The organism is Pseudomonas sp. TMW22089, assembly GCF_022496645.1.
In the GTDB taxonomy this organism is placed as follows: domain Bacteria; phylum Pseudomonadota; class Gammaproteobacteria; order Pseudomonadales; family Pseudomonadaceae; genus Aquipseudomonas; species Aquipseudomonas paraversuta.
Genome location: NZ_SCFG01000019.1, coordinates 41,047 through 67,350, shown reverse-complemented (window position 1 = coordinate 67,350; position 26,304 = coordinate 41,047). Strand labels below are relative to the sequence as shown.

The 26,304-nt window shown below is 60.4% G+C and carries 19 protein-coding genes; 8 read left to right on the top strand and 11 right to left on the bottom strand.

Annotated features, from left to right (window positions below; translation table 11 throughout):
* Window positions 1-29: 29 nt before the first annotated feature.
* Window positions 30-956, bottom strand: a complete 927-nt coding sequence (locus EQV90_RS16460; protein WP_240878423.1) for a 1-aminocyclopropane-1-carboxylate deaminase — start codon at window positions 954-956, stop codon at window positions 30-32.
* Window positions 957-1,148: 192 nt separating this feature from the next.
* Between EQV90_RS16460 and mrdA the strand changes: the two genes are divergently transcribed.
* Window positions 1,149-3,044: a penicillin-binding protein 2 gene (mrdA, locus tag EQV90_RS16455; protein WP_003444793.1), complete on the top strand. Its 1,896-nt coding sequence runs from the start codon at window positions 1,149-1,151 to the stop codon at window positions 3,042-3,044.
* 59 nt (window positions 3,045-3,103) lie between these two features.
* On the opposite strand, the gene EQV90_RS16450 is transcribed toward mrdA, so the two are convergent.
* A complete protein-coding gene (locus EQV90_RS16450) occupies window positions 3,104-5,158 on the bottom strand; it encodes a c-type cytochrome (RefSeq protein ID WP_240878422.1) in 2,055 nt (684 codons plus the stop codon).
* Window positions 5,159-5,427: 269 nt separating this feature from the next.
* Between EQV90_RS16450 and tauA the strand changes: the two genes are divergently transcribed.
* Both tauA and EQV90_RS16440 read left to right on the top strand, forming a co-directional pair.
* Complete coding sequence (gene tauA / locus EQV90_RS16445) at window positions 5,428-6,402, top strand: taurine ABC transporter substrate-binding protein (protein WP_003444795.1); 975 nt, start codon at window positions 5,428-5,430, stop codon at window positions 6,400-6,402.
* A gap of 122 nt (window positions 6,403-6,524) precedes the next feature.
* Window positions 6,525-7,520 (top strand): GlxA family transcriptional regulator, encoded by a 996-nt coding sequence (locus EQV90_RS16440; RefSeq protein WP_003444796.1) that lies wholly within the window; start codon window positions 6,525-6,527, stop codon window positions 7,518-7,520.
* Window positions 7,521-7,576: 56 nt separating this feature from the next.
* Here EQV90_RS16440 and EQV90_RS16435 read toward each other — a convergent pair whose 3' ends face one another.
* The 3 genes from EQV90_RS16435 to EQV90_RS16425 form a co-directional block, all read right to left on the bottom strand.
* Window positions 7,577-8,917, bottom strand: a complete 1,341-nt coding sequence (locus tag EQV90_RS16435; protein WP_003444804.1) for an MFS transporter — start codon at window positions 8,915-8,917, stop codon at window positions 7,577-7,579.
* Between the two features lie 211 nt (window positions 8,918-9,128).
* A complete protein-coding gene (locus EQV90_RS16430) occupies window positions 9,129-10,340 on the bottom strand; it encodes a M24 family metallopeptidase (protein ID WP_010657253.1) in 1,212 nt (403 codons plus the stop codon).
* A gap of 230 nt (window positions 10,341-10,570) precedes the next feature.
* The gene (locus EQV90_RS16425; protein ID WP_240878421.1) at window positions 10,571-10,819 is read right to left on the bottom strand and encodes a hypothetical protein; all 249 of its coding nucleotides are present in this window, start codon (window positions 10,817-10,819) and stop codon (window positions 10,571-10,573) included.
* Window positions 10,820-10,927: 108 nt separating this feature from the next.
* Between EQV90_RS16425 and EQV90_RS16420 the strand changes: the two genes are divergently transcribed.
* On the top strand, window positions 10,928-11,365 hold the full coding sequence (locus EQV90_RS16420) for a YqaA family protein (RefSeq protein ID WP_010657252.1): 438 nt from the start codon (window positions 10,928-10,930) through the stop codon (window positions 11,363-11,365).
* A gap of 165 nt (window positions 11,366-11,530) precedes the next feature.
* Complete coding sequence (locus EQV90_RS16415; RefSeq protein WP_240878420.1) at window positions 11,531-14,851, top strand: RHS repeat-associated core domain-containing protein; 3,321 nt, start codon at window positions 11,531-11,533, stop codon at window positions 14,849-14,851.
* Window positions 14,852-14,860: 9 nt separating this feature from the next.
* On the opposite strand, the gene EQV90_RS16410 is transcribed toward EQV90_RS16415, so the two are convergent.
* Genes EQV90_RS16410 through EQV90_RS16390 form a run of 5 tightly spaced genes read right to left on the bottom strand, consistent with a single transcriptional unit; the run spans window position 14,861 to window position 20,245 of the window.
* The gene (locus tag EQV90_RS16410; protein ID WP_010657250.1) at window positions 14,861-15,772 is read right to left on the bottom strand and encodes an SMP-30/gluconolactonase/LRE family protein; all 912 of its coding nucleotides are present in this window, start codon (window positions 15,770-15,772) and stop codon (window positions 14,861-14,863) included.
* 11 nt (window positions 15,773-15,783) lie between these two features.
* Entirely contained in the window at window positions 15,784-16,746 is a 963-nt protein-coding gene (locus EQV90_RS16405; RefSeq protein ID WP_240878419.1) for an ABC transporter permease, read from the bottom strand.
* Window positions 16,743-17,747: an ABC transporter permease gene (locus EQV90_RS16400; RefSeq protein ID WP_003444823.1), complete on the bottom strand. Its 1,005-nt coding sequence runs from the start codon at window positions 17,745-17,747 to the stop codon at window positions 16,743-16,745. Before EQV90_RS16400 ends, EQV90_RS16405 begins: the two co-directional genes overlap by 4 nt.
* Entirely contained in the window at window positions 17,744-19,198 is a 1,455-nt protein-coding gene (locus EQV90_RS16395) for a sugar ABC transporter ATP-binding protein (protein WP_003444825.1), read from the bottom strand. The genes EQV90_RS16400 and EQV90_RS16395 overlap by 4 nt, the downstream gene beginning before the upstream one ends.
* A 24-nt stretch (window positions 19,199-19,222) precedes the next feature.
* Window positions 19,223-20,245 (bottom strand): ABC transporter substrate-binding protein, encoded by a 1,023-nt coding sequence (locus tag EQV90_RS16390; RefSeq protein ID WP_160627362.1) that lies wholly within the window; start codon window positions 20,243-20,245, stop codon window positions 19,223-19,225.
* Window positions 20,246-20,478: 233 nt separating this feature from the next.
* Between EQV90_RS16390 and EQV90_RS16385 the strand changes: the two genes are divergently transcribed.
* The 3 genes from EQV90_RS16385 to mntP all read left to right on the top strand — a co-directional run bounded on the left by EQV90_RS16385 (window position 20,479) and on the right by mntP (window position 23,985).
* Entirely contained in the window at window positions 20,479-21,717 is a 1,239-nt protein-coding gene (locus EQV90_RS16385) for a GAF domain-containing sensor histidine kinase (protein WP_240878418.1), read from the top strand.
* A gap of 14 nt (window positions 21,718-21,731) precedes the next feature.
* On the top strand, window positions 21,732-22,475 hold the full coding sequence (locus EQV90_RS16380; RefSeq protein WP_010657248.1) for a response regulator transcription factor: 744 nt from the start codon (window positions 21,732-21,734) through the stop codon (window positions 22,473-22,475).
* A 940-nt stretch (window positions 22,476-23,415) separates the two neighbouring features.
* On the top strand, window positions 23,416-23,985 hold the full coding sequence (gene mntP, locus EQV90_RS16375) for a manganese efflux pump MntP (RefSeq protein ID WP_240878417.1): 570 nt from the start codon (window positions 23,416-23,418) through the stop codon (window positions 23,983-23,985).
* A 48-nt stretch (window positions 23,986-24,033) separates the two neighbouring features.
* Here mntP and EQV90_RS16370 read toward each other — a convergent pair whose 3' ends face one another.
* Window positions 24,034-25,218, bottom strand: a complete 1,185-nt coding sequence (locus tag EQV90_RS16370; protein WP_003444849.1) for a sugar transporter — start codon at window positions 25,216-25,218, stop codon at window positions 24,034-24,036.
* Window positions 25,219-26,304: the final 1,086 nt, after the last annotated feature.

Below are 26,304 nucleotides of genomic sequence, written 5' to 3'. Positions count from 1 at the left end.
TGACGAGAGCTCGCGAGGCAAGCTCGCTCCTACAGCAGGGCCTCAAACCCCCGGCGGCCCTGCAAACCGCCGGTGTGCACAAACACCAGGCGCTGACCGGCGCTAAACCGCCCCGCCTCGACCGCCTGTTTGAGCGCCATTAACGCCTTGCCGGTGTACAAGGGTTCCAGCGGCAAGTCGCTGGCCGCTTCACTGTCGCGAATAAAGTCCAGCAACGCCCCGTCGACTTTGGCAAAACCACCGCGACTGGCATCAATCAGTTCATGATTGCCCGGCCCCCACCCTGCCTCCAGCAAAATCCGCTCCACCTGGGCCGCCACGCCATGGTCATCCGGCACCGCCAGCGCGCCATAAACCCTTCGCTGCGGGTCTTCGCCCAGTATCAGCCCGGCCAGCGTAGTCCCGGTGCCGGCTGCCAGCCACCAGCCGTGGTAATCGTCCCAGCCCAGGGTGCTCAACTGCTCACGTACCTGAACCACCAGCGGCATGCAGCCTGCAGCGCCCACCAGCCCGCCGCCGCCTTCAGGTACGTTATGCAACAGTGGATAGCGCTCCTGCCAGGGCTCCCAGAAACCCGGAGCATGGCGCGCCCGATACCCGGCAAAACCCAGCCAGTGCAACTGCATGCCGAACCGCTCCAGATCGAGGGTGGTCGGGGTTTGCTGTGGGTGCCCGCGCAGCAGGCCCACTGTCGCAAAGCCAAAGCGCTTGCCGGCCGCCGCCAGGGCATGCAAATGGTTGGAGTGGGCGCCGCCCAGACTGATCAGTCCATGGGCCCCGGCAGCGTGCGCCGCCTGCAAATGCCCGGTGAGCTTGAACCACTTGTTGCCGCTGATCAGCGGGTCAATCCGGTCCAGGCGCAGCACCGCCACTTCAACCCCGGCCCGCTGCAGCCAGGCAAAGTGCAGCGGCTGCAACGTGGCTCGGGGATGCCAGTCAATCAAGGGCAACATCATGGCGGCTTCCATTTAAAAGGAAGCCAGTTTAGCGCACCCGACAACAGGCGCAGCCTGTCGGTTTTCACACGCCAGTCGACCAATAAACCGACTCGATCACCGGCTTCTTGGTAAGGTGTGCGCCGACTTTCGTAGCCAGCTAACGACCTGCTGGCCGCTGCTTTGTGTTTACTGACGTGAGACGCCCCAGAAATGCCCGAGCCGATCCCTCTTAAAGATCACGAAACCGAGAAGCGTCTGGTCAATAAACGCCTGATTGCCTGCGCCCTGCTGGTGCTGACGGTCAGTTGCACCCTGATCGGCCGAATGTACTTTTTGCAAGTCACCGAATTTGACTACAACTCGACGGTGTCCGAGAACAACCGGGTGCATGTGTTGCCGATCCCGCCGGAACGCGGCTTCATTTACGACCGCAACGGCGTGCTGCTGGCCGACAACCAGCCCAGCTTCAACATGACCATCACCCGCGAACGTGCCGGCGATACCGCCAAAGTGCTGGACTCGGTCATGAGCATCCTGCACTTGCCGGAAGAAGACCGCGCCGTCTTCGCCAAATCAATGAAGCAGGCCCGCCACCCGTTTGACCCCTCGACCCTGCTGTATGAGCTGAGCGAAGAGCAGATCGCGCTGCTGGCGGTCAATCAGTTCCGCCTGCCGGGAATCGATGTAGAAGCCCAGTTTGTACGCCACTATCCCCAGGGCGATCATTTCGCCCACTCGGTGGGATACGTTGGCCGCATCAACGAGAAAGAAGCCAAACAGCTGGACCCCACTCAGTACCGGGGCACGCAATCGATCGGTAAAACCGGTATCGAACGCTTCTACGAGCCCGAACTGCACGGCAAGGTCGGCTTTGAAGAGGTCGAGACCAACGCCCAGGGCCGGGTGATGCGGGTGCTGCGCCACACCGACGCGGTGGCAGGCAAAAACATTGTGTTGAGCCTCGATATCAAACTCCAGGAAGCCGCTGAAGAAGCCCTGGGTGACCGTCGTGGCTCAATCATTGCTCTGGACCCGAAAACCGGCGAAGTGCTGGCGATGGTCAGCAAACCCAGCTTCGATCCGAACCTGTTCGTGACCGGTATCAGCTCCAGAGACTACTCGGCCCTGCGCGATTCCATCGACAAGCCGCTGTTCAACCGGGCCTTGCGTGGCCTGTATGCGCCGGGCTCGACCATCAAGCCTGAAGTGGCGATTGCCGGGCTCGACAGCGGCGTCATCTCGGCCTCGACCCGGGTGTTCGACCCCGGCTATTTCCAGTTGCCCAACGTCGACCACAAGTACCGCAACTGGAACCACAGCGGTGATGGCTGGGTGGATTTGAACGCGGCAATCATGCGCTCCAACGACACCTATTTTTATGACCTGGCATCCAAGCTGGGCATCGACCGCATGCACGACTACATGGCGATGTTCGGGCTGGGACAGAAGGTCTCGCTGGACATGTTTGAAGAGTCCTCGGGCCTGATGCCCTCCCGCGAATGGAAGCGCAGCACCCGTCGCCAGGCATGGTTCCCCGGCGAAACGGTGATTTTGGGGATTGGCCAGGGCTACATGCAGGTCACGCCGTTGCAACTGGCGCAAGCCACTGCACTGATTGCCAACAAGGGCGTGTGGAACCGTCCGCACCTGGCCAAAACCATCGACGGCACGCCGCCGGCTGACGACAACCCGATCGCCAATATCGTGCTGCGCGACCCCAGGGACTGGGAGCAGGTCAACCATGCGATGCAGCTGGTCATGCACGACCCGCGCGGCATTGCCCGGGCAGCTGCCCAGGGTGCGCAGTATCGGATTGCCGGCAAAAGCGGTACTGCACAGGTGGTGGCGATCAAGCAGGGCGAGCGCTACAACCGCTTGAAGACAGCCGAGCGCAACCGCGACAACGCCTTGTTTGTCGGATTCGCCCCGGCCGAAGACCCGCAGATCGTCATCTCGGTAATGATCGAAAACGGCGAAGCCGGCGGCCGCGTGGCAGGGCCGGTGGTGCGCAAGGTGATGGACGCCTGGTTGCTTGATAATCAGGGCGTGCTGAAACCCCAGTATGCCAGCCCGCAGGTCAAGGCCCATCCAAACCCGCATGTGTAATTGATTCATCTGCAGGAGCGAGCTTTTAAACAGCTTGCTCCTGCAGATAATCATTGGCTTCAGTAGCGGGCGTCCGCCGGTTTGCCGCCCTTTGGCCAGTCCCCGGCCTTGTCGGCAAAGTCCGGACGAGGCTGGTGCGAGAAGTACTCGGCCACGTCCACTGCATCCTGATCCGACAACCCGCCCTGCCCCAACGGGAATTTCTGGTGAAAGCCAATCGGCATATTGCGTTTGACGAATGCCGCCGCGGTATAGGTGCGTGCCATGCCCGCCCCGATATTGAACGACTCATCGCCCCACAACGGCGGGAACACAAAGCTGCCATCGGCATGCTTCAAGCCTTGCCCGTTATCACCGTGGCACACCGCACATTGCTGCACATACACCACCTTGCCGTTCTGTGAATCGGGCTTGATGCCCGGGTCCACCTTGCCCACACCACGACCCGCCACTTTATCGCCCGGGGCCGTGTTCATTTTCATCCAGTCGAAATACGCCACCATCGCCTGCATGTCAGCTGATGCCACAGGCAACGGCTGGCCATTCATCGAGCGCCGGAAACAGCCGTTGATCCGTTCCTCCAGCGTCACTTCCTTGCCCGCCCGGGGTGCATAGCCAGGGAAAAACGCCGACACCCCCACAAACGGCGAACCGTCGGCCACGGTGCCCGCGTTCAGGTGGCAACTGGTGCAATTAAGCGCATTCCCGACGTTGTCCGGCAGCAAAGCCTTGGTTTGCAGGTGCAACCGCATGCCGCGCAGCACCTGGTCAGCATTGGATGCGGACAACAGACCGGCCAGGCGCGGCGTCTCAAACGCCGTAGCGTCGATGGTTTGCGGGTTGAGCTGTTTACGCATTGCCGCCACTTGCGCAGGGCTGATCGCTGACGCCTGGTTGCCCCAGCTGCTACGGATAAAACTGAGGATCTCGGCAATTTCCCCGTCACTCAACCGGGCAAAGCCGGGCATTCTGTAGACCCGCGGATGAGCCTCGGTCTGCGGGGTTGCCCAGCCCGTAAGGGTGATATGCAGCAAAGAGGCCGGGTTGGCAGCAATGATGCCCGGGTTGCCATTCAATGGCGGGAACATACCTTTGACTCCGCCACCGTCCGGGCGATGGCAATCGGCACAGAACTGGGTGTAGCCCAGACCGCCACGACTGCTGAACAGGGAGTCCGGGGCAATGGCTGGCTCACTGGCAACCATCGGCATTGGCAAGTCGTCCTTGCCCGCCGGCAACGACTTCAGATAGCTGGCGATCGCCGTCAGGTCCCCATCGGTGAAATGCTGGGTACTGTGATGAATCACTTCGGCCATGTTGCCCGAGACCGTGGCAAAGCGGTTTTGCCCGGTTTTAAGCAACTGCACCGTGTCTTCGACGGTCCACAGGTTGCGCAGGCCAATTGCCCGCCAGTCTTCCACGGTTTCCCCGGCCAGATAGTATTTACCGCTACTGCCCGCATCGCTCATGGCCTTTTCCTGAAAGGCTATCCCGCGGGGTGTGTGACACGACCCGCAATGCCCCAGGCCCTGTACCAGATAAGCACCGCGGTTCAGCTGCTCGCTGCGGCCCGGCTCGGGAACGAACCGCTGGTCATCGACAAACAGCAGATTCCACAGCGCCAGCCCCCAGCGCTGGTTAAACGGAAATCCCATGTCGGCTTCCAGGTTTGCCTGCCTGACCGGAGTCACACCCTGCATCAGATAAACGTACAGGGCGCGCATGTCCTCTTCACTCATCTTCGCGTAGGAAGGATACGGCATGGCCGGGTATAGATTCTGGCCGGTACGCGTAATGCCTTTACGCATCACCAGGTCAAACTCATCCAGGCTGTACTGACCAATCCCGGTATCGCGCTCAGGGGTGATGTTGCTGGAGTAAATCGTACCCATGGGTGTTTTCAGTTCCAGCCCGCCCGCCATCACCGCCCCGCCTTTGGCGGTATGACAGGCAATGCAGTCGCCGAGCCGGGCCACATACAGGCCGCGTTCGATCAAGGCATTCTGATGCAACGGATCGGCGTCAGCTGCCGTTATCGACTCGCTGGCCTGGGCCTGAACCGTGCAAAACAGCGTCAGGCCCGCGAGCACCAGACGTGGAAGGGTAAAAAGCATGGGCTATTCCTTTAAAGCAACGGCCTGGGGTGATCCCCTCGGCCATGCTGTTTTTGTTATTGACTCCTCACAATCTGTTGTAGCCGGTTTTAAACAGACAGTGCTTGACCCGGGTCAGGCATGGGCCACGTTGCCCCTTGCAGCAACGCTCTAAGCTAGTTCCAAAACGGTATTTTCCCCTTTTATTTAAAGCACTTAGATTCAGCCCACCGGACCACCGGCCCTTTGCTTGAACCTCTCTTTCAGTCCATTACAACAAGGTCCGGCCCATGTCCCTGCGCACCCTTCTCGTTGCCCTTTCACTGGCAGGCCTGAGCCTTGGCGCCCAGGCCGCCGACCTGACCATCGGCTACATCACCGGTATCGATCCGACCAAACTGGCCCAGGCGGAAGGCAGCTACGACAAAGCCATTGGCCAGAAAATCGACTGGCGACGCTTCGACTCGGGCCCTTCGGTGGTCGCCGCGCTTGCCTCGGGCGACCTGCAGATCGGTAATCTGGGCTCAAGCCCGCTGGCAGCCGCCGCCTCGCGCAACGTACCGCTGGTGACCTTTATCGTCACCGCCCGGATCAAAGGCTCAGAAGCCCTGGTGGTACGTGATGGCAGCGGGATCAAGGAGCCCAGGGACCTGATCGGCAAAACCATTGCCACCCCCTTTGTCTCCACCTCCCACTACAGCCTGCTGGGGGCGCTGAAACACTGGGGGCTCACGCCGCAACAGGTGAAAGTGGTCAACCTCAGTCCGGCACAAATTACCGCAGCCTGGAAACGTGGCGATATCGACGGCGCCTTCACCTGGTCACCTGCACTGGGGGAAATCCGCAAAACCGGAACCATACTGACCGACGCGGGCCAGGTCAGCGAATGGGGCGCGCCAACCTTTGAAGTATGGGTAGCACGCAAGGACTTTGCCGAAAAACACCCGGAAATCGTCGCTGAATTCGCCAAAGTCAGCCTGGATGCCATTGCCGATTACAACGCCCATCAGGCCGCCTGGACGGCAGATTCGCAGCAGGTGCAGAAAATTGCCAAACTCACCGGGGCCAATGCAGCCGATATTCCGCAACTGCTGCAGGGCGCGCACTTCCCTTCGACTGCCGAGCAGAAATCCCCGCAACTGCTGGGCGGCGGCACCGCCAAAGACATCGCCCGGACGGCCCTGTTCCTCAAGGAGCAAGGCAAGATTGAAAGCGTTCTGCCGGACTATTCAGGCTATGTCAGCGATAAATATCTGCCTCAATAGCAAGCAGTGACTCACTGGCATAACAAATGCTTCCTTAGCCTCCAAGAGTACGGGTCATTGCAGGGGCTCAATGCGCTTGCCCTGAGCTAGACACGTCCCGGATCATAAGGAGGAATCTGAAGATGGCAACACCAGTAACAGCGTCACCGAGCAATCAGCCCACAGTGAAAACCGTGGGCTTTTTGGTGATACCAAACTTCACCACCATCGGTTTTGCCTCGGCCATCGAGACCCTGCGCATGGCCAATATGGCAGCCCGGCGCGAGCTGTTTCGCAGCGTGATCATTGCCCCCAACATGGACCCGGTCATTGCCAGCAACGGTATGCGCATCCTCCCCGACCATGCCGTTGGCGATGCACCAAAGCTGGATATTCTGCTGGTGGTGGGCTCCAACCCCATCGTCTCCCACCTCAGCAGCCGGCCCGTACTCAACTGGCTGCGCAAACTGGCCCATGAACAGGTGGCGCTGGGGGGCATTTGCACCGGCAGTTACTGGCTGGCCCGCGCGGGTCTGCTCAAGGGGTATCGCTGCACCATCCACTGGGAAGACATCGAAACCCTCAAGGACCACTTTCCGGGGATCATCATTTCCAACCAGCTGTTCGAACTGGATCGTGATCGCTACACCTGCTCCGGCGGCGTGGCGTCCATGGACATGACCCTGCAGCTGATTGCCCGCGAACCGGGTGGCCGGGAGATTGCGGCCCATGCCGCCGAACTGCTGCTGTGTGATCGCGCCCGCGGAGCCCAGGAGCAGCAGCGTGTACCGCTGCGGCAAAAGCTCGGCACCTCGCAGCCCAAGCTCAGCCAGGTGGTGGCCATCATGGAAGCCAATCTCGAAGAGCCGGTGAGCCTTGAAGACCTGGCGCGCTTGAACGAAGTCTCGGTGCGCCAGCTGGAGCGCCTGTTTCACAAGCATCTGCAGCGCACCCCGAGCCAGTACTACCTCGAACTGCGTCTGGCCCGCGCCCGCAGCCTGTTGCTGCGCAGTGAATCCCAGGTCAGGGATATTGCCCTGGCTTGCGGCTTTGTCTCGGCGGCGCATTTTTCCAAGTGCTACAGCCGCCTGTTCGGGGTATCACCCATTGGCGAACGCAAGCAGGTGGCGGTGCATTAAAACGAAAACGAGCTTGCGGGCCATGGCCGCAAGCTCGCTGTTACAGCGCGCAGATGTCAGTCCGCCAGCGCCTTGTGCGCAGTCTCCCGGCTGGCCAGCATCGCCACCAGCGCCACCCCGGCCGCCGCCAGCAAGTACCAGGCCGGTGCCATCTTGTTGCCGGTCAGCTGAATCAGCCAGGTGGCAATGAACGGGGCAGTACCGCCGAACAAGGCATTGGCCAGGTTAAAACTGAAAGCAAAACCGCTGAACCGTACCCGGGTCGGGAAGATCTCGGCCAGGAAGCACGGCAAGGTACCGTCGTTCATTGCCAGGATGGCGCCAAAGGCAATCTGGATCATCAGAATTACCACCAGCGACGGGTTACCGAGCATGCCGAACAGCGGAAAGGTCAGCAGCAAAAACAGCACCGATGCGCTCACCAGCATGGTCTTGCGGCCAAAGCGGTCAGACAGCTTGCCCATCAAAAAAATCAGACCGATATAGGTCGCCAGTGACACAGTGGACGCGATAAATGAATCGCTCTCATCCATGCCCATTTCCGTCGACAAGTAGGTGGGCATGTAACTGAGCAACAGATAAAAGGCCACGGCATTGAGACAGGTCACGCCGATCCCGATCATCACTGCCCGGCGGTGCACCGTCAGCAATTCACGAATCGGTGCATGGGTCGCGCACTCCTTGGCCTCCAGGCGTTGTTCCATCTCCAGAAATTTGGGCGAATCCTGCAAGCTCATGCGGATATAGCGCCCCACCAGACCAAAGGGTGCCGCCAGTAAAAACGGCAGGCGCCAGCCCCAGTCATGCAGGTTCTCGACGCTCATCAGGCTGTGCATGGCGGCAACGAACACTGCGCCAAACAGCAACCCGGCAGCCGTGCTCGCCGGTACGATGCTGGTATAAAACCCGCGCTTGCCGTCGGGGGCATATTCCGCCAGAAACGCCGAAGCCCCGGCATATTCACCGGAGGCCGAAAAACCCTGGACCAGACGAATCAACAGCAACAACGCCGGGGCCCACAGACCGATATGGTTGTAGCCCGGCAGCAGGCCGATGCAAAAGGTCGAGACGGTCATGATCAGGATCGACCACGACAAAGCGCTGCGACGCCCGTATTTGTCGCCGAAATGCCCCCAGACCAGGCCACCGACCGGCCGCACCAGAAACGACAGGGCGAACACCGCGAAAGTTGCCAGCAGGCCGGTTGCCGAATCGGTCTGGGGGAAGAACGTCAGCGCGATCACGGTCGCCAGATAGCCATAGGCGGCGTAGTCAAACCACTCCACAAAGTTGCCCATGAAGCTGGCTACGGCGGCGCGGCGCAGGGCCTTGCGCTCGCTCAGACGCTCAGTGTGTTGTGCTGCCGTCAGGGTAAGAGTTGCGCTCGGAGTACTCACAGGACACCTCCGAAGGCACAGGTGCAGGGATGAAAAACAGACAGCAAAGCCGGGACATGGGACATGACAAATACCCTCATTGTGTTGTTCTTGGCAGGGGTAATGGGTCAGAAAACGCTGCGTGTCTGGGTACGCATACGTGGGTTCGTAGCAAAGGAGTCAGCGACTACACGTGGGGCAATCTGTAGTCGCTGGCGAAGGCTGCGAGCGGCTATTTCTTGATGATGTTGTGCTCCGGGCCATAGGGGAAACGGGTGATGTTTTCCCCGCCGTGTTCATTGACGATCAAGATATCGTGCTCACGATATCCACCCGCCCCCGGCCGGCCCTGGGGGATCATGATCATCGGTTCGATGGAAATCACCATGCCCGGCTCCAGCACGGTGTCGATGTCTTCACGCAACTCCAGCCCGGCTTCGCGGCCATAGTAGTGACTCAAGGTGCCAAATGAATGGCCATAACCAAAGGTCCGGTACTGCAGCAAGTCGTGCTCCAGGAAAATCTCGTTGAGTTGCAGGGCAATCTCGGAGCAGCGCATGCCCGGCTTGATCAGCTTTAACCCGGCCTCGTGCACCTTGACGTTGACCTCCCACAAGCGCAGGTGCTCGTCGGAGCAGTGATCCAGAAACAGCGTACGTTCAAGCGCCGTGTAATAACCGGCAATCATCGGGAAGCAATTGAGGCTCAGAATGTCGCCCTTGTTCACTTTGCGCGTGGTCACCGGGTTGTGTGCGCCGTCGGTATTGATCCCCGACTGGAACCAGGTCCAGGTGTCCATCAGCTCGGAGTCCGGAAAGGTGCGGGCAATTTCGCGCACCATCGCCCGGGTTGCATGCAGGGCCACTTCGTATTCCGGCACCTGGTCGCCCAAGGCTTCAATGACAGCAGCGCCGCCGATGTCTGCAATTCGCGCACCATGACGAATAATCGCGTGTTCCTCTGCTGACTTGATCATGCGCATACGCATGCACGGCGCGGCAATATCCACCAGTTCGGCCTGGGGGTAACGGCTGGCGAGCTTGTCGCGGTTGAGCAGGTTCAGATGGTCGAACTCGATGCCGATGCGCCCTGCTTTTGGTAGCGCCTGCTGGATCGCAACAAAGTAGTTATCGCGCTGCCAGTCGGTATACACAATATTGTCGGTACCCATGGTCCGGCGCCATGGCTGGCCACCGTCGATATTGGCACTGATGGTGACTGCACTGTCCTGGGTCACGACCAGCGCGTAATGCCTGCCGAACGAGCAGTACAGGAAATCACTGTAATAGTTGATGTTGTGATAAGAGGTAAACACCGCCGCATCAATATTGTTCTGTGCCATGTAGGCGCGCAGCCTGGACTGGCGATTGGCATATTCCCGGGCCGAGAAGGTTGGAGTGACTTTCTCACCGTTCTTGATCTCGATGGTTTTCGGCATTTGCATGTCAGTTACCCTGTTCTGTGATCGATCTTCGGAAGCCGCCGGCAGGCGGGTCGTTGAGGATCATTCGAACAGATAAAAAGCTGACTTTTTTGTGTGAATCCGACCTGTAGTTGGTCATACCCGCTGCCGGATCAGCGCTCCCTAGCCTGTTGCCTATGGAAGGGATGTAGTCGCTGACCAGGGACGAGGCTGCGATGGGCTGCGCAGCAGGCCCTGGTGGCACTTATGCGTTAGCCCGGCAGTTGCCATTCGATATTTTCCTCGTTGACGGCAATTTTGTCGGCAAGCAAAAAGCGCGGCTCGCGGTGCTGCACCTTCAGGGTGGGCATGCTCTGGCTCTGCTCGAAACGGTGGATAACGCCTTTGCTCAAACTCGTGCCAGCATGGCGACTCAGGCGGACGGCAGCAGGTAAGACCCCTCCTGAAACAGCGGCATAAACCGCCTCTATGTGCTGCAAAATATTGCCAGCCCGCAACAAACTCCGGCATCCCTCCCAAGGATGATGTTAAAAAGCCAATCGGCGCAGCAGCCTCGCAAGGATTGCTGCAATAAGTGCGTGCAGCTCCCCTCACCCGTGGACCCCACAGTGTTTGAAATCACCAGCTATCTCGGGCTGTTTCTGGCCGCCTTCGGTGCCGCGTCATTGCTGCCGATGCAATCTGAAGCCGTACTGGTGGCCATGCTGCTTTCCGGAAAATACCTGGCAAGCACCCTGCTGCTCGTTGCTACTTTGGGCAATGTACTGGGCTCGGTCCTGAACTGGCTGCTGGGGCGTTCAGTCGAGCGCTTGCGGCATAAACCCTGGTTCCCGGTCAGTGAGCAAAAGCTCGACAAGGCCCGGCAGTTCTATCTGCGCTACGGCCGCTGGTCATTGCTGCTGAGCTGGGTGCCTATCATCGGCGATCCACTGACCATGATCGCCGGCGTGATGGGCGAACCGCTGTGGCGCTTTGTGCTGATTGTCACATTGGCCAAAGGCGCACGTTACCTGGCACTGGCTGCGCTGACTCTGGGGTGGACCTAAACATCCCATAGGTAAAAATCCAATTGCCTACACAAGCTTCACGCAATTCCTAAAATCTCAGAGACACGCCCTACAGCCAACTTGAACACCGCCTTGCACACTTGCGTGACCAAAAATCCCTGACGTTCAATTGCGTCAGAACGACCGCAGCGCAAGGAAACGCGGATGTCACGTTCACTGCCCCGACATCGCTTCAACCTGTTATCCGCAGGCATCGGCGATGATCTTCAAGCCCCTCCTTTCAACAGTGCGCCCTGCGCGTTCGACCGGGAGCCGGCCGGTTGGCCCTCGGTATCGATGGCTACCGGCGAAGTTCTGCTGCGGCTCAGCGATGGTGTGCTCGACGGCCCGCTGGCCTTTGAGTGGACACGCCGGTATTGCAGTGGCGTCGTGGAAACCGCCAGTGAACTGGGATTTGGCTGGACCCACGCCCTGTGCCATCGCCTGCACTGCGACGGGCAAAGCCTGCTATGGACCGATCCTGAAAACCGTGAGACGCGTTTTCCCCGGCCTGTCGGGCAACGCCCGGACATCAGCGCCTGTGTGACCGGCCCGGCCATTTACCGCGGCGACAGCGACGGCGAACTGATCCTCGCCCCGGCCGCCAGGCCCCGGCATTTCTATCACTTTCAAGACCTCGAACTGTCAGGCATCAGCGATGCCTACGGCAATCGTCTGAGCATTACCTGGCACACCGCAAACCTTCGGCGCATCGACAACGGCGCAGGACGCGCCTTGTTGCTGCGCCATGCACATGGCCGGCTCTGCGCGGTGGACTATCAGCAATATGATGACAGTGGTGAACCCGGCGACACCCTGACCGGACACAATGCCGGCTGCCGCCCCGAGCGCTGGAGCACCCTGTTCACCCTCATGACTTATCAGTACAACGACAGCGGTCAACTGATCAGCGCCAGTAATGCCCTGCAAGAAACCGAGCACTATCGCTACGACGCCCGGCACGTGATCCAGGAGCGGCAACTGGCCGGCGGCGCAGCGTTGTTCTGGGAGTGGCAACACTGTGGCAAACACTCGCGCTGCATCCGCCACAGCACCAATTTCGGGCATATGCAGATCCACTACGAACGGGATGGCCAGGGCGCTGTCACGGCCAAAAGCCAGGACGGCAGCCAACAAACCTGGGTGTACGACAACAACGGACGCCTCGTCAGTCAAACCGGCCCGGACGGTGCCCAACATCAGAAATCCTACGATGAGCAAGGCCGTTTGATTGCCGAAATTGACCCTCTGGGCGCCGTCATCCAATACCGCTACAACCCGGCCGGGCAGCTCTCGGCACTGATCCCGCCCCACGACGAACCTACGTTTTACAGTTACTGCAACGGCTACCTGCACTCAGTCCGGCAGGGACCGGCCAGCTGGAGATACGAGCGCAACGCCCAGGGTGATATCACCCGCCAAACCGACCCCGACGGCTGCGTCACCACCTGCAGCTACACCGCCAAGGGGCAAATCAGCAGCATTGTGCAAGCGGACGGCAGCGCTCACCGGCTCATCTGGAACGCCCTCGGCCAGTTGCTGGAGCACTCCCTGCCCGATGGCTCGCAACAGCGTTACAGCTATGATCTGCGGGGTCGAAAAACAGCCCGCCAGAATGCTCGCGGCGTCATCACCCGCTACCACTGGGACGCCGTGGGGCGCATGAGTCAGATCATCCAGCCCGACGGCAAAACCCGCGCCTGGAGCTATAACGCCTACGGCAAAGTGACCGCCGTGCGCGACGAGCGAGGGCACATTACCCGCTACGAATACCTCGACAACCTGCCCCTGCCCCTGCCCCGCCGCCGTATCAACCCCGACGCCAGCCAGGTCAATTACCGCTATGACAATGGCCGCCTGTTGCTCACCGGCATCGAAAACCAGCGCAACGAACACTACCAGCTCGACTATTACCCCAACGGCCTGCTCCGTCTGGAAATCGGCTTTGACGGTGGTACGACTGGCTATAAATACGATCTCAACGGCCAGTTGCTGGAAAAAACCCAGTACCCGACACCCGATTACCCTGACCAGCCACGGCTGATCACTGCTTATCAGCGTGACAGCGCCGGGCGCCTGCTTCTGAAAACCCTGCCCGACGGCAGCCAGATCCGCTACAGCTACGACAGCCTGGGCCGCCTCACCCGGGTCCATGACGGCGACCGGCCACTGATTTTCCAGTACGACCTGCAGGACCGCCTGATCACCGAACATCAGGGCCAGGTCACCCTGCGCTATCAATATGACGCTCAGGGCCGGCTCAGGGCCTGCCAGCTACCGGACGGCAACCGGCTGACCTACTACTATCGGCAAGGGGCCGGCCTGACAGCCATCGACCTCAACGGTGAATGCCTTACCAGCCACTGCTTCGACGACGGCCGCGAAACTGACCGTCAGCAGGGCGACTTGCTCAGCCACTACCAATACGACCGACAAGGACGAATGCAAGAGCATGTCGTCACCCCGATCAGCCACCACCATGGCTTCGCCGCCCTGGCGCTTTACCGGCGCACTTACCAGTACGACCCCGGCGGCAATCTGCGGCTGCTCAGCGACAGCCGCAAAGGCCAGCACAGTTTTGCCTACGACCCGCTGAACCGGCTGATCGCAATAAGGGGTCATGCTGAAGAGTATTTCGATCACGACCCGGCGGGTAACCTGCTACGCCAGAGCGCCAGTGGCAGAGGGCGCAGCAGCCTGGCCAACGTCAAGGCAAACCGCCTCCTGATACAGGGCGACTGCCATTTCGTGTACGACGCCTACGGCAACCTGATCCAGGAACGACGCGGCGCGGGCCAGCGCCTGGTGCGCCAATACCGCTACGACTGCCAGCACCGCCTGAGCGCCCTCACCCTGCCTGACGGCAATGAAATCAACTACCGTTATGATCCCTTCGGCCGCCGCATCGCCAAGCAGCTCAAGCACCAGAGCACAGAATTTATCTGGCAAGGGCAGCACTTGATCGCCGAATGCACCCGGGTCTCAGACACCGCAGAAAGCTCCCGCTACCGCAGCTACCTCTACGAGCCAGGCACCGGCAAACCGCTGGCCATGCTCCAGGGCAAAGGCCCCCGCGGCGAAATTTTTTACTACCAGCTCGACCCGCTGGGTATGCCCCTGGAGCTCACCGGCCGCAAGGCTGATATCGTCTGGTCGGCGCACTACCGTGCCTACGGCAAGGTGCAGCAACTCGACATCGCCGACATCAGCAATCCCCTGCGTGTTCAGGGCCAGTATCACGACGAGGAAAGCGGCCTGCATTACCACCGCCATCGCTACTACAACCCCCATACGGGGCGCTACCTGACCCCCGACCCGGACAAACTGGCCGGGGGGCTCAACAGTTACCGCTATAAGCCCGACCCGAGACAAGACTGCAGCAGGGCAGATTCCCCGTGGGAACCGGGCCGCGCCAAGGCATCAACCGCGAGCATCAGCGACCCTGCGCTGCCTGTGGCGGGCACCGGGCCCGGGCAAAACCCCTAGCCGATGCCATCAAGGTCGCTGCGCCCCCGCCACCGCGACATGAATCATGTACAGCGAGGTATTGGCGGTGATGAACAACTGGTTACGCCGTGGCCCGCCGAAGGTCAGGTTGGCCACGGTTTCCGGCAGCAGGATTTTGCCCAGCATCACCCCGTTGGCATCAAAGCATTGCACGCCATCCCCGGCGCTGGTCCAGATGTTGCCCTGCACATCAACCCGCAAGCCGTCCGGGATGCCCGGTTCAATATGGGTCAGCACCCTTGATTCACCCAGGCGGCAGTTGTCGATGACGGTCATGGCGCGGATGTGGTGGGCCGCATCCGGGTCGTGGGAGCGGGCGGAGTCGGCGATGTAAAGGGTCTTGCCGTCCGGGGAAAAGGCCAGGCCGTTGGGTTGTTCAAAATCATCGGCAACACAGGTGATATGCAGCGTATCGGGGTCGATGCGAAACACGTTGCGCCCGCTCTGCTCGGGCTCGGCCTGGTAGCCCTCATAATCGCTGAGGATGCCGTAGGTGGGATCGGTGAACCAGATACTGCCATCGCGGTGCACCACTACGTCGTTGGGCGAGTTCAGGCGTTTGCCTTCAAACTGATCGGCCAGGGTGGTGATGCTGCCATCTGCTTCGGTGCGGGTGACGCTGCGCGTGCCGTGTTGGCAAGTGACAAGTCGCCCCTGCAGGTCGCGGGTGTTGCCATTGGCGAAATTGGACGCCGGACGAAATACCGAAACCCCCTGCTCCGGAGTCCAGCGCAGGATGCGCTGGTTGGGAATATCACTCCACAACAGGTAGCCGCCGTCGTTGAACCACACCGGGCCTTCTGCCCAGCGGCACTTGTCGTACAGACGCTCCAGCTGGGTATTGGGCAGGGTCAGGCGACGAAAACGCTGGTCGTGAAACTGGTAAATATCATCGTTCATGGTTCTGTCCTTTAAAGGCTGCGCAGCGTCTTGCGCCCGCTGACGGCGGCAATCACCGCGATTATGATGACGCCGGTGAGAATCAGCCGCACACCGGCGCTGGCGCCAAAGGTGTTGAGCATGCTCACCAGCAAGTAAAGAAACAGTGCCGCCCCCCACAGCCCCGGCACATTGGAAAACCCGCCCGCCACCGAAGTGCCGCCAATCACCACCACCGCAATCGATGCCAGCAGGTATTCCTCGCCCATGCTCAGGGACGCGCCGCCGGAAAACCCGGCCAGCAGTACCCCGCAGACACTGGCAAACACCGCACTCAACACATAGGTGGCCCAGCGCACCCGCTCCACCCGCACTCCGGCAAGCTCGGCAGCACGCATATTCTGGCCGATGGCCAGGGTCCAGCGCCCATAGCGGGTGCGCGTCAACAGGTAGCCGGCCAGAACCGTAAACAAGGCAACGGCCAGCGCCAGGTAAGGAATGCCCAGCCACCTGCCGGTAGAGAACTGATAGAACAGCTCCGGCGGCGCGATTCGCACGCTGCGGCCGTAGGCAATGGCCATGGACTGCAACAGAAAGCTCGCCGACAAGGTGGCGATAATCGGCGGGATGCGCAGCAGAAGGATCAGCCCATAGTTGGCACACCCCACCAGCACGCCAATCCCCAGCACCCCGGCCAGCCCCAAAGCGATCAGGCTGTTCTGGCTGTCCATCAACTTCATGCCGACCGCTGCGCTGAGGGCGATATTGGCCGGAATCGACAGATCGATATTGCCGGGGCCGGTGGTGATGACGAACATCTGCCCCACGCCGACGATGACAAAAAATGCCGAGAACGACAGCGCACTGGACGTCAGCGCAGCGGCACCCTCACCGCCGGTAAACCCCAGGGTCGCCAGCCACACCAGCAACGCCGCCAGAAACGACCACAACCAGGGTTTGCTGCGAATACGGTTCAGAGCAATGGGCAGATTCATACCGGACGTACCTCCAGACGATTGACGGCAGTGCGCAGGGCCAGCACCAGGATCAAGATCGCGCCCTGGGCACCGATCTGCCAGTCGGGGGAAATGCGGATAAACGACAGTAGCGAGCCGGCCAGCACCAGGGTCAAAGCCCCCAGCACCGCACCGATGGGGGACACCCGGCCGCCGGTAAACTCACCACCGCCCAGAATCACCCCAGCGATCGACAGCAAGGTGTAACGCAGCGCCATATTGGCGTCGGCCGAGGTGGTCAGGCCCACCAGAAACAATCCGGACAGCACTCCGAAGCCACCCGCCAGGGCATACAGCGTGACCTTGATCCGCAACAGCGACCAGCCGGCCTTGGCCATCGCCAGCGGGTTCCCGCCAGCGCCACGCAAGACCACACCAAACCTGGAGCGCATCAAAAACAGATGCACCGCCACGGCCAGTACCACGCACACCACAATGGCAAACGGCAGCACCGGGGTCTTGATTTTGACCAGCGCCTGCAACCATTGCGGCGCACTGCCGCCGGGTGCGGGCAGCAACAGCACGGCGCCGCCGACCCAGATGAACGACATGCCCAGGGTCACCACAATCGCCGGTAACCGGCGACTGTGAATCAGCGCCCCGAGCAACGCGTAAACACCGATGCAGCCCAACAGCACCAGGCATCCCAGCAGCGGATGATCGTTGAGCAAGGTAGCTGCCACACAGGCCACAAAGCTGATAAAGCTGCCCAGCGATAGATCAAGGTCGTTGACCGTGATGATCAGCATCTGCGCAATGGTGGCCAGGGCGATGGGCACCGCCAGGTTGAGCATCAGATTCATGCCCATGTAGCTCATGGCCCGCGGCTGCATGATAAAAATCGTCGCCAGCAGCACCACCAGGGAAATCCCAGGCAAGGCGTTACGCAACCAGCGGGCGCGGTTCACCCCCCCGGCTGCGCGGTCCACGGTGTTGGCCGCGGGCGGTTTTTTTAATGTCATGGGTTGAGGCGCGTTCATGCCACCTCCTCCTGAAAGGAACTGCGCAGGATTTGCGCTTCACTCAGTTCATTGCGCGGCAGATCCGCCACCGCCTGGCCGTTGCGGAACACGTAGATGTGATCGCAGTGATTGAGCTCTTCAAGCTCGGTGGAGTACCAGATAAAAGTCCGGCCGCGGGCCGCCTCTTCCTTGATGATGGCGTAGACCTCGCGCTTGGTGCCGACATCGACCCCGCGCATGGGGTCATCCATCAGAATCAGCTCGCTGTCACTGGCCAGGGCCCGGGCAAACAGGGCCTTTTGCTGGTTACCGCCGGAGAGCGACAGAATCGGATTATTCATGTCCGGGGTGCGGATGTTCATCCGCTGCTGCCACTTGGCCGCCATGGCTTGCTCTGCCTGCGGATCAATCAACAGGCCGTGCCTGAGTGCCGCCAGGGAGCTGATGCTGATGTTCTCGGCAATCGACCACAGGCTGAACACCCCGTCGGTCTGCCGGTCGCCGGCGACCATGGCCACTCGCTTCCCGCTGGCAATCCGTTCGCGCAGCAACTGCACCAGCAACTGGCTCTGGCCCTGCCCGGCCAGCCCCGCCAGACCGACGATTTCACCCGGCCAGGCGGCCACTGCCTGCCCGTTCTGCTGGCGTGCCGGCAACTGTTCGACCACCGGTGGCTGCCCGTCGCGTCTGGACACAAACACCCGGTCCTGATCCTGGGGCTTGCTCACCGTGCCCATGCACTCCACCAGCGAAGCATGGGTAAAAGCACTGGCACCCCGTACCTCCACCACACAGCCATCGCTCATCACCGCAATCCGGTCACAGGTGGCGAGCATCTCCCCCAGAATGTGGCTGATCAGCACCACGCAGCCGCCGCTTTCGACATAGCGCCGCACATGGTGCAGCAATTGCCCGGCGACCCGGGCGTCCAGCGACGAGGTGGGCTCATCGAGAATCACCAGCGCCAGATGCTCATCCACACAGGTAAAAGCACGGGCGATTTCCACCATCTGCCGCTGGGCGATCGGCAAGTCCGCCACCACCTCCCCGGGGCTGATCCTGTGGTCCGGGAAGATGCTGTCCAGGGTTGCCACAATCAATGCGCCGGCCTTGCGCCGCCAGCCAAAACCGCGCAGGCCGGGGCATGTCAGCCGGGTATTCTCGGCAACGGTCAGGTTGGGGCACAGCGACAGTTCCTGAAACACGCAGCGAATCCCGTGTTGCCGGGCCACCTGTACCGAGTAGCCGTTGCGCACATCGGCACCGCCCATCAGCACCGTGCCGCTGTCGGCACTCAGGGTCCCCGCCAGAATATGCATCAGGGTCGACTTGCCCGCGCCGTTGTGACCGATCAGCCCCAGACACTCACCGGGACGAAACGTCAGATCTACGTCATTAAGTGCGCGCACGGCGCCAAAACGCTTGCCGACCCCCTTGAGGTCAACCAGCGCTGCTTGAGTAACTGTCATTGCGCTCTCCTTCCCCGGCCAGGCTTATTGAGGTGCAGGGCTCTTCAGTTGGGCAACGTCGTCGACGCTGTACACCTGACTCACGATCCCGCCCTTCTCCAGGCCTTTGAGCGAGCTTTCGAGAGTGTCCTGGGTGACGCTGATCGCGGGCGACAGCAGGTCATGGGGCAACTGTTTGCCATCGAGCAACTGCTGGGCAACCCAGAACGACAGGCTGGAGATGCTCGGCGCGCTGGAGATCGAGAACGACTGGTAGCCGTTGGCGTCTTTCTGTTTTTTCCACCACGCCAGTTCTTCTTCGCGGTTACCGAAAATGATCACCGGCAATGGCCGACCCGCTGCGGTAAAGGCCTGGGCCACCCCGAAGCCGTCATCGCCCTGGGTCACCACCGCATCGATTTTCGGCAAGCTGGGCAAGATCCCCGCCACGGCTTTTTGCGCCGCGGTCTGCGACCAGTTGCCATTGACCGAGCCTACGACCTTCAACTGCGGATGCTTGCTCGCGCCGGCGACGACCCCGGAGTGGATCATCCCGTCCACCGAGACCCCGGCCAGGCCGCGCACTTCCAGCACATTAGCCCCGTCCGGGAAGCGCTTGGCCAGATAGTCCATGCCATCCAGACCGCTTTGCTTGAAGTCCATGGAAATTCTGTAGGCACAGGGTTCAGTGACGATGCCGTCGAAAGACACCACGACAATTCCCGCATCGCAGGCCTGCTTGACTGCGCCGTTCAGTGCGGTGGGCGAAGCCGCATTGATCACGATGGCGTTGTAGCCCTGCAGGATCAGGTTCTGGATCTGCGCCGCCTGTTCAGTGGCCTGGTTCTCCGCTGTGGTGAACGAGTCCGCCCCGGCAATGACCCCGTCCTTGACCGCCTGCTCAGTGGTCTGTTGCCAACTGTTGAGCATGCTCTGGCGCCAGGAGTTGCCGGCATAGTTATTGGACAGCGCGATGGTTTTGTCGGCCGTGTCGGCCTGGGCGTGCATGAAGGGGGTAATCAGCAATGCAGTGGACAGCAAGGCGCAACGCAGCGTGTGACGTTCCATGACATGACCCTTATTATTTTTGTGGGCTAATTGACACCCTCAGTCTGATCGGGCCACGGGGCTCTGTCTGGGGCGTTGATGCACACTTGATACCCTTTGCGCGCAAATAACCTGCGGGATCCCGCAAAAGAAACGCGCAAATATGCAGGGTTTTTGCCCCTGGCCGCTGAGCGCTTTGGGTCATACTCGGATATCGGGCCGCCAGCGGGTGCGCCTCTGACGGATTGCAGGCCATGACCCAAAGAGTCCCCATCGCGGCAGAAAACGTGTTGCATCATTTTCTCGGGATTTCCCGCGCACTGGCCGGGCGCCTGGACTTTCAGTCGATGATCGATGCGGTATCCGAAGAGATCCGTTTTATCCTGCCCCACGATCATCTTGACGTCAGCCTGCTGCTGGATGACGACAGTCACCTGTCGGCCTACGAAACGGGTCTGCACACCTCCTGGAGCGATTTTGCCTTTCATCCGCTGGCCATTACCCGAAGTCCGATTCGCGCGCTGTTGCTGGGGATGGAGCCCTATATCCTCAGCGACGATGCGATGAACGACCAGCGCTTCCAGTTCCCCGGCGCCCTCAACCACCCTATTTTCGATGCCAATTTACGCAGCCGCCTGCACGTCCCGCTGCGCGCCCGGGGTGAAGTGATCGGCGCCCTGAGTTGCTCCACCCACGCCGCCAACTTCTATACCCTGGATGATGTACGCCACACCCAGCATGTGGCTGATCTGCTGGCGTCCTATCTGTATGCCCTGCGCCAGACCGAACAGGCCAAACATATGGCAATCGCCGAGGCGCAGATCCGTGCCCGCGAAGAAGGCCTGCGCCTGGGGGCACTGCGCCTGACCGAAGAGCTGGAAAACGAGCGCCAGCGCATCGGCATGGACCTGCACGACCAGACCCTGGCCGATATGACCCGTCTGCACCGGCGTATCGCCCGCCTGCAACTGCTGGACCAGATCCCGGCAGCAGAACTGGCCCCGGTCGGCCAGGCCCTGCAAGAAAGCATGCAGGAATTGAGACTGATCATTGATGCGGTCAAACCCACCGTGTTGCAGCTGTTCGGGTTTGTCGAGGGGCTGGAGGACCTGCTGCTGCGCAGCGTGCGCAACAGTGGTCTGGAGATTGTCACCCGCCTGCGGGACAACACCGGCGGGCGGGCCAACGACCTGGCCGAACCCCAGCAGATCGCGCTGTTCCGCATCATTCAGGAAGCGGTCAATAATGCGATAAAGCACGCGGCACCCAATGTGATAATTGTCGAGATCACCGTCTCTGGCAGCCACTTGCAACTGACCATTGTCGACGACGGCCCCGGGCTGGACAGCCTCAATCGACTGGAAACCGGCGGTATCAAAAACATGCGCATACGCGCACAGCTGCTTGGCGCGCAGGTGCAGATCGAGAAAGGTCCCGACAACAAAGGCACCTGCGTCCAGGTCAGCCTGCCATTGTCGGACCGGGCCCAATAGGTAGAGAGAACACCATGCAAATCCTGTTGATCGAAGACGACCCGGTGCACCGTGCCTTTTTCAGGGAGGTGATCGAGGGGGCGCTGCCAGAATGCGAGCGCCTGCATGAAGCCGAGGATGGCCTGGTGGGCGAGCGGCTGGCCCATGAATTTGCCATCACCTCGGTGGTCATGGATCTGCAGATGCCAAAACGCACCGGGGTCGAAGCTGCACGGGCGATCTGGCGCGAGCGTCCCCACACCTCAATCATGTTCTGGTCCAACTACGCCGACGAAGCCTATGTGCGGGGTATCTCACGCATCGTTCCCGAGGGTGCGGCGTATGGTTATATCCTCAAGACAGCCTCCGAGGATCGCCTGCGGCTGGCACTGCGCAGCCTGTTTATCGAGCAGCAGTGCGTGATCGATCGTGAAGTGCGCGGAGTGCAGCAAAAGAGCCAGAATCACCTGCTTGGTCTGACCGATACCGAATACGAAGTATTGCAGGATATCGCCCTGGGCCTGACAGACCGGATCATCGCCCAACGTCGCAACCTGTCGTTGCGCAGCGTGCAAAACCGCCTGCAACAACTGTATGAAAAGCTCGGCGTGCGCCAGCCCGGCGCCGACAGTGACAGCAGCCCGGCCTTTAACCTGCGTTCGAGGGCGGTCAACGTGGCACTGTTGCGCAAACTGCTCAACCGCACAGCCCTGGAACAGGCCGAACTTGAATTGCAGGAATGGCTCAAAGACCCGCGCTTCAACCCCCTGCGGCATTGAAACAGGCCTGGATCAAGCCACAGAAATGCCTCCAGCGAACCGCAACCTGTAGGGGCGAGCTTTTGATCTTGAAAAGCTCGCGAGACAAGCTCGCTCCTACAGAGGGAGGTGCTCAGCCTGACGCGGCCGCGCAAAATCCTGCACCGTACGGCACTGAAACAGGTCTACATCAAATTACAGAAATTCCTCCTGCGACCCCCAACCTGTAGGAGCGAGCTTGCCTCACGAGCTTTTGATCTTGAAAAAGCTCGCGAGGCAAGCTCGCTCCTACAGAGGGAGGTGCTCAGCCTGGCGAGGCCGCGCAAAACCCTGCACCGCACGGTCCTGAAACAGGTCTGCATCAAATTACAGAAATGCCTCCTGCGACCCCCAACCTGTAGGAGCGAGCTTGTCTCGCGAGCTTTTGATCTTGAAAAGCTCGCGAGCAAGCTCGCTCCTACAGAGGTAATCAGCCTAGCGCGGCCACGCAAAATCCTGCACCGCACGGCATTGAAACAGGTCTGCATCAAATTACAGAAATGCCTCCTGCGAACCGCAACCTGTAGGAGCGAGCTTTTGATCTTGAAAAATCTCGCGAGGCAAGCTCGCGTCTACAGAGGGAGGTGCTCAGTCTGGCGCGGCCACGCAAAATCCTGCACCGCACGGCATTGAAACAGGCCGGGATCAAATTACAGAAATGCCTCCTGCGCCCCCCAACCTCGCTCCTGCAGAAGGCAAGGGCAATCAAGGACTTCACCTTTTTTTCACATGCAGCTGCTATCCTGCGCGCCTCTTTGGGGAGTAGCTGGCCGTCACGCTTGTGGCGGCGCTCTGGTCAACATTCTCGGCAACCTGCCGTGGCCATGGCATCCGTCTGGATTTGCGAGACCAACGACATACCTGTGCTGAAGTCGGGCGCACAGTGTTATGCCGTTGTCTTGAGCCCGACTGGATAACAAACATGAACCCGATTGCCCTGATTCTCCTCGCTTTCGCCATGTCGACAGATGCCTTCGCGGCAGCCATCGGCAAAGGCTCCAGTCTGCACAAACCGCGTTTCACAGAAGCCCTGCGCACCGGCCTTATCTTCGGCGTGATTGAAGCCATCACCCCCGTAATCGGCTGGGCCATCGGCAACGCCGCCACCAGCTATGTCACCCAATGGGATCACTGGATCGCCTTCACCCTGTTGCTGGGTCTGGGTCTGTACATGATCTACAACGGGGTCAAGCCCGATGAGGAAGAAGCCGAAGAGAAACCGTCGCAGCACTCATTCTGGATTCTGGTGATCACCGCCATCGCCACCAGCATTGACGCGCTGGCGGTCGGGGTTGGCCTGGCATTTGTCGACGTGAATATCTGGATGGCCGCCGCGGCCATTGGTCTGGCCACCATGACCATGGTGATCATCGGCACCATGTTGGGGCGAGCACTCGGCAGTCTGGTGGGCAAGCGTGCGGAAATCGTCGGTGGCGTGGTGCTGATTATCGTGGGTGCAACGATCCTCTATGAACACCTGAGCGCCGTTTAAATCCTCACCGGTATCTGACGCAGGGGCTGCGTCAGATACCGGCATTGCTCAGCCCGGCGTGACCGAGCGGCTGATCCGATACAGTGACCAGCTGTACAACGCCAGCGCCAGGCCTGCCAGCGCACCGCCCACCAGGCCGATCCAGGCAAAGCCCAGATGGCCACCGACATAACTGCCCAGCAGCGCACCGCCACCGATACCGATGTTGTAAATTCCCGAAAACATCGCCATCGCCACGTCTGTCGCATCTGGCGCCAGGGTCAGCACCTTGGACTGCAACGCCAGACCGAAGCCCATGATCGCCATGCCCCAGAAAATGCTCAGCACTCCCAGGGACTCAATCCAGCCGCTGGCAGGCAGCAGCAGCAACAGGCAAAGCGTCAGTAAAGCCACAGCACCGAGCAAGAATCGCTGCGGGTTGTGCTTGTGGAACCAGCTGAAACACAGGGAGCCAATGATCCCTGCGCCACCGAACAGCAACAGGACCAACGTCACCATGCTGCCACTCATGCCCGCTACGCCCTGAACAAAGGGTTCGATGTAGCTATAGGCCGTGAACTGCGCAGTCACCACCACTGCCGTCAGCACATAGATCGCCACCAGCGCCGGACGCTTGAACAGAATCGGCAGGCTTCTGAGCGAGCCCGAGTTCTGGCTTGGCAGCAGGGGCAATGTGCGGGTCAACCACAACACCAGCAACCCGGCCAGCCCGGCAATCACGATGAACGTGGTGCGCCAGCCCATGGCCTCACCCAGTAAACGACCGAGGGGCACACCCAGCACCATTGCCAGCGAGGTACCGGTGGCCAGCAAACCCAGGGCCTGAACCTGCTTGCCCTCGGGTGCCAGACGCACGGCCAGGGAGGCGGTAATTGACCAGAACAGGGCGTGAGACAACGCTACCCCTATTCGGCTGAGTAATAAAATGCCGAAGTTGGTGGCCAGGCTCGACAGCACATGACTGAGGATAAACAGCCCGAACAGCACCAGCAGCAACTTGCGGCGTTCCACGTTGCGGGTCAGCAGCATGATCGGCAGCGAAGCCAGGGACACCACCCAGGCATAAATGGTGAGCATCAGCCCGACGCTGGCGGTGGTCATGTCGAAGCTGGCGCCAATTGCGCTCAGCAGCCCGACCGGGACAAATTCGGTGGTATTGAACACGAACGCGGCCAGAGCCAGTGCGATGACAGGTTGCCAGTTTGCGCGGGATGCAGAAGTGGGGTTGCTCATTTAAGGGGTGAACTACTCGCTAGCGATGGTATGACAGGTTCAGGATCCGGTCTTGCTGATGCTCCATGTTGTATGCACAACAGGTGCCATCTGAAAGCGTCGGGGCTGAACCAACGGGGCGGCATTCTATAGACTTCTGTGATGCCGGTTGGAGCACATTGAAATACCCCTCCGGGACATTTGGCCGCACCCCTAGGGGTGTTGCTCATTCAAGTATTTGCAATGGCCTCGATCAAGATCAAGGTTAGGTGCTGTGGCCAGTTTTTGCTTTTTGCTTTTAAAGCAGGTGCATCTGCCGCCACTCGATAGTCGAAACGACGCGGACGCCCATCACAGAAGGCCGAACGCAGGTGCTGTTTTGGGGGTGGCGAGGCAGGACGCCGAGCCAGCCGTGCCGGGCCATGGATGGCCCGTCACGGCGTGCCCCCACAACAGCGCCGGAGTGAGGGCACCGGGCGAGCCTGGGCGAGCTCGGCCGTATGGTAGGGCGCAGACTTTTTGGTTCCTTTTGGGGCGTTTGCCAAAAGGGACTCGCTGTAAGAGCGAAACCGATATTTCAGTTAAACCCCTGTAACGGATATGTACGCGGTACTGCAGTTAAAACTGAGCGTACATATCCGTTCTATGTATCACGGCTTTTTACGGGTTTCGCCCTTACGGCGAGTCCCTTTTGTCAAACAGCCACAAAAGGAACCAAAAAGGCCTTGCCCCAGCGTACGGCCTTCGCTGCGCTCAGGTTCCCTCGCTCCGGTCCCGCTCCGTGGCCACGCCGTGACGGGCCATCCATGGCCCAACACGGCTCTCCCGGCATCCATGCCGGGAGGACCACTACGCAGAACCTCCTCTCGGCCTCCCGAAGGGGCAGTAGATCAAGATCAAAAACAAATCAAAAGCAGATCAAAAGCAGATCAAAAACGACCTTGTAGTCGCTGTTTTGCTTTTTGCTTTTAAAAACGAGGCCCCTGCCGCCACTGGATAGTCGGAACGACGCGCATGCCCATCACAGAAGGCCGAACGCAGGTGCTGTTGTGGGGGTGGCGAGGCAGGACGCCGAGCCAGCCGTGCCGGGCCATGGATGGCCCGTCA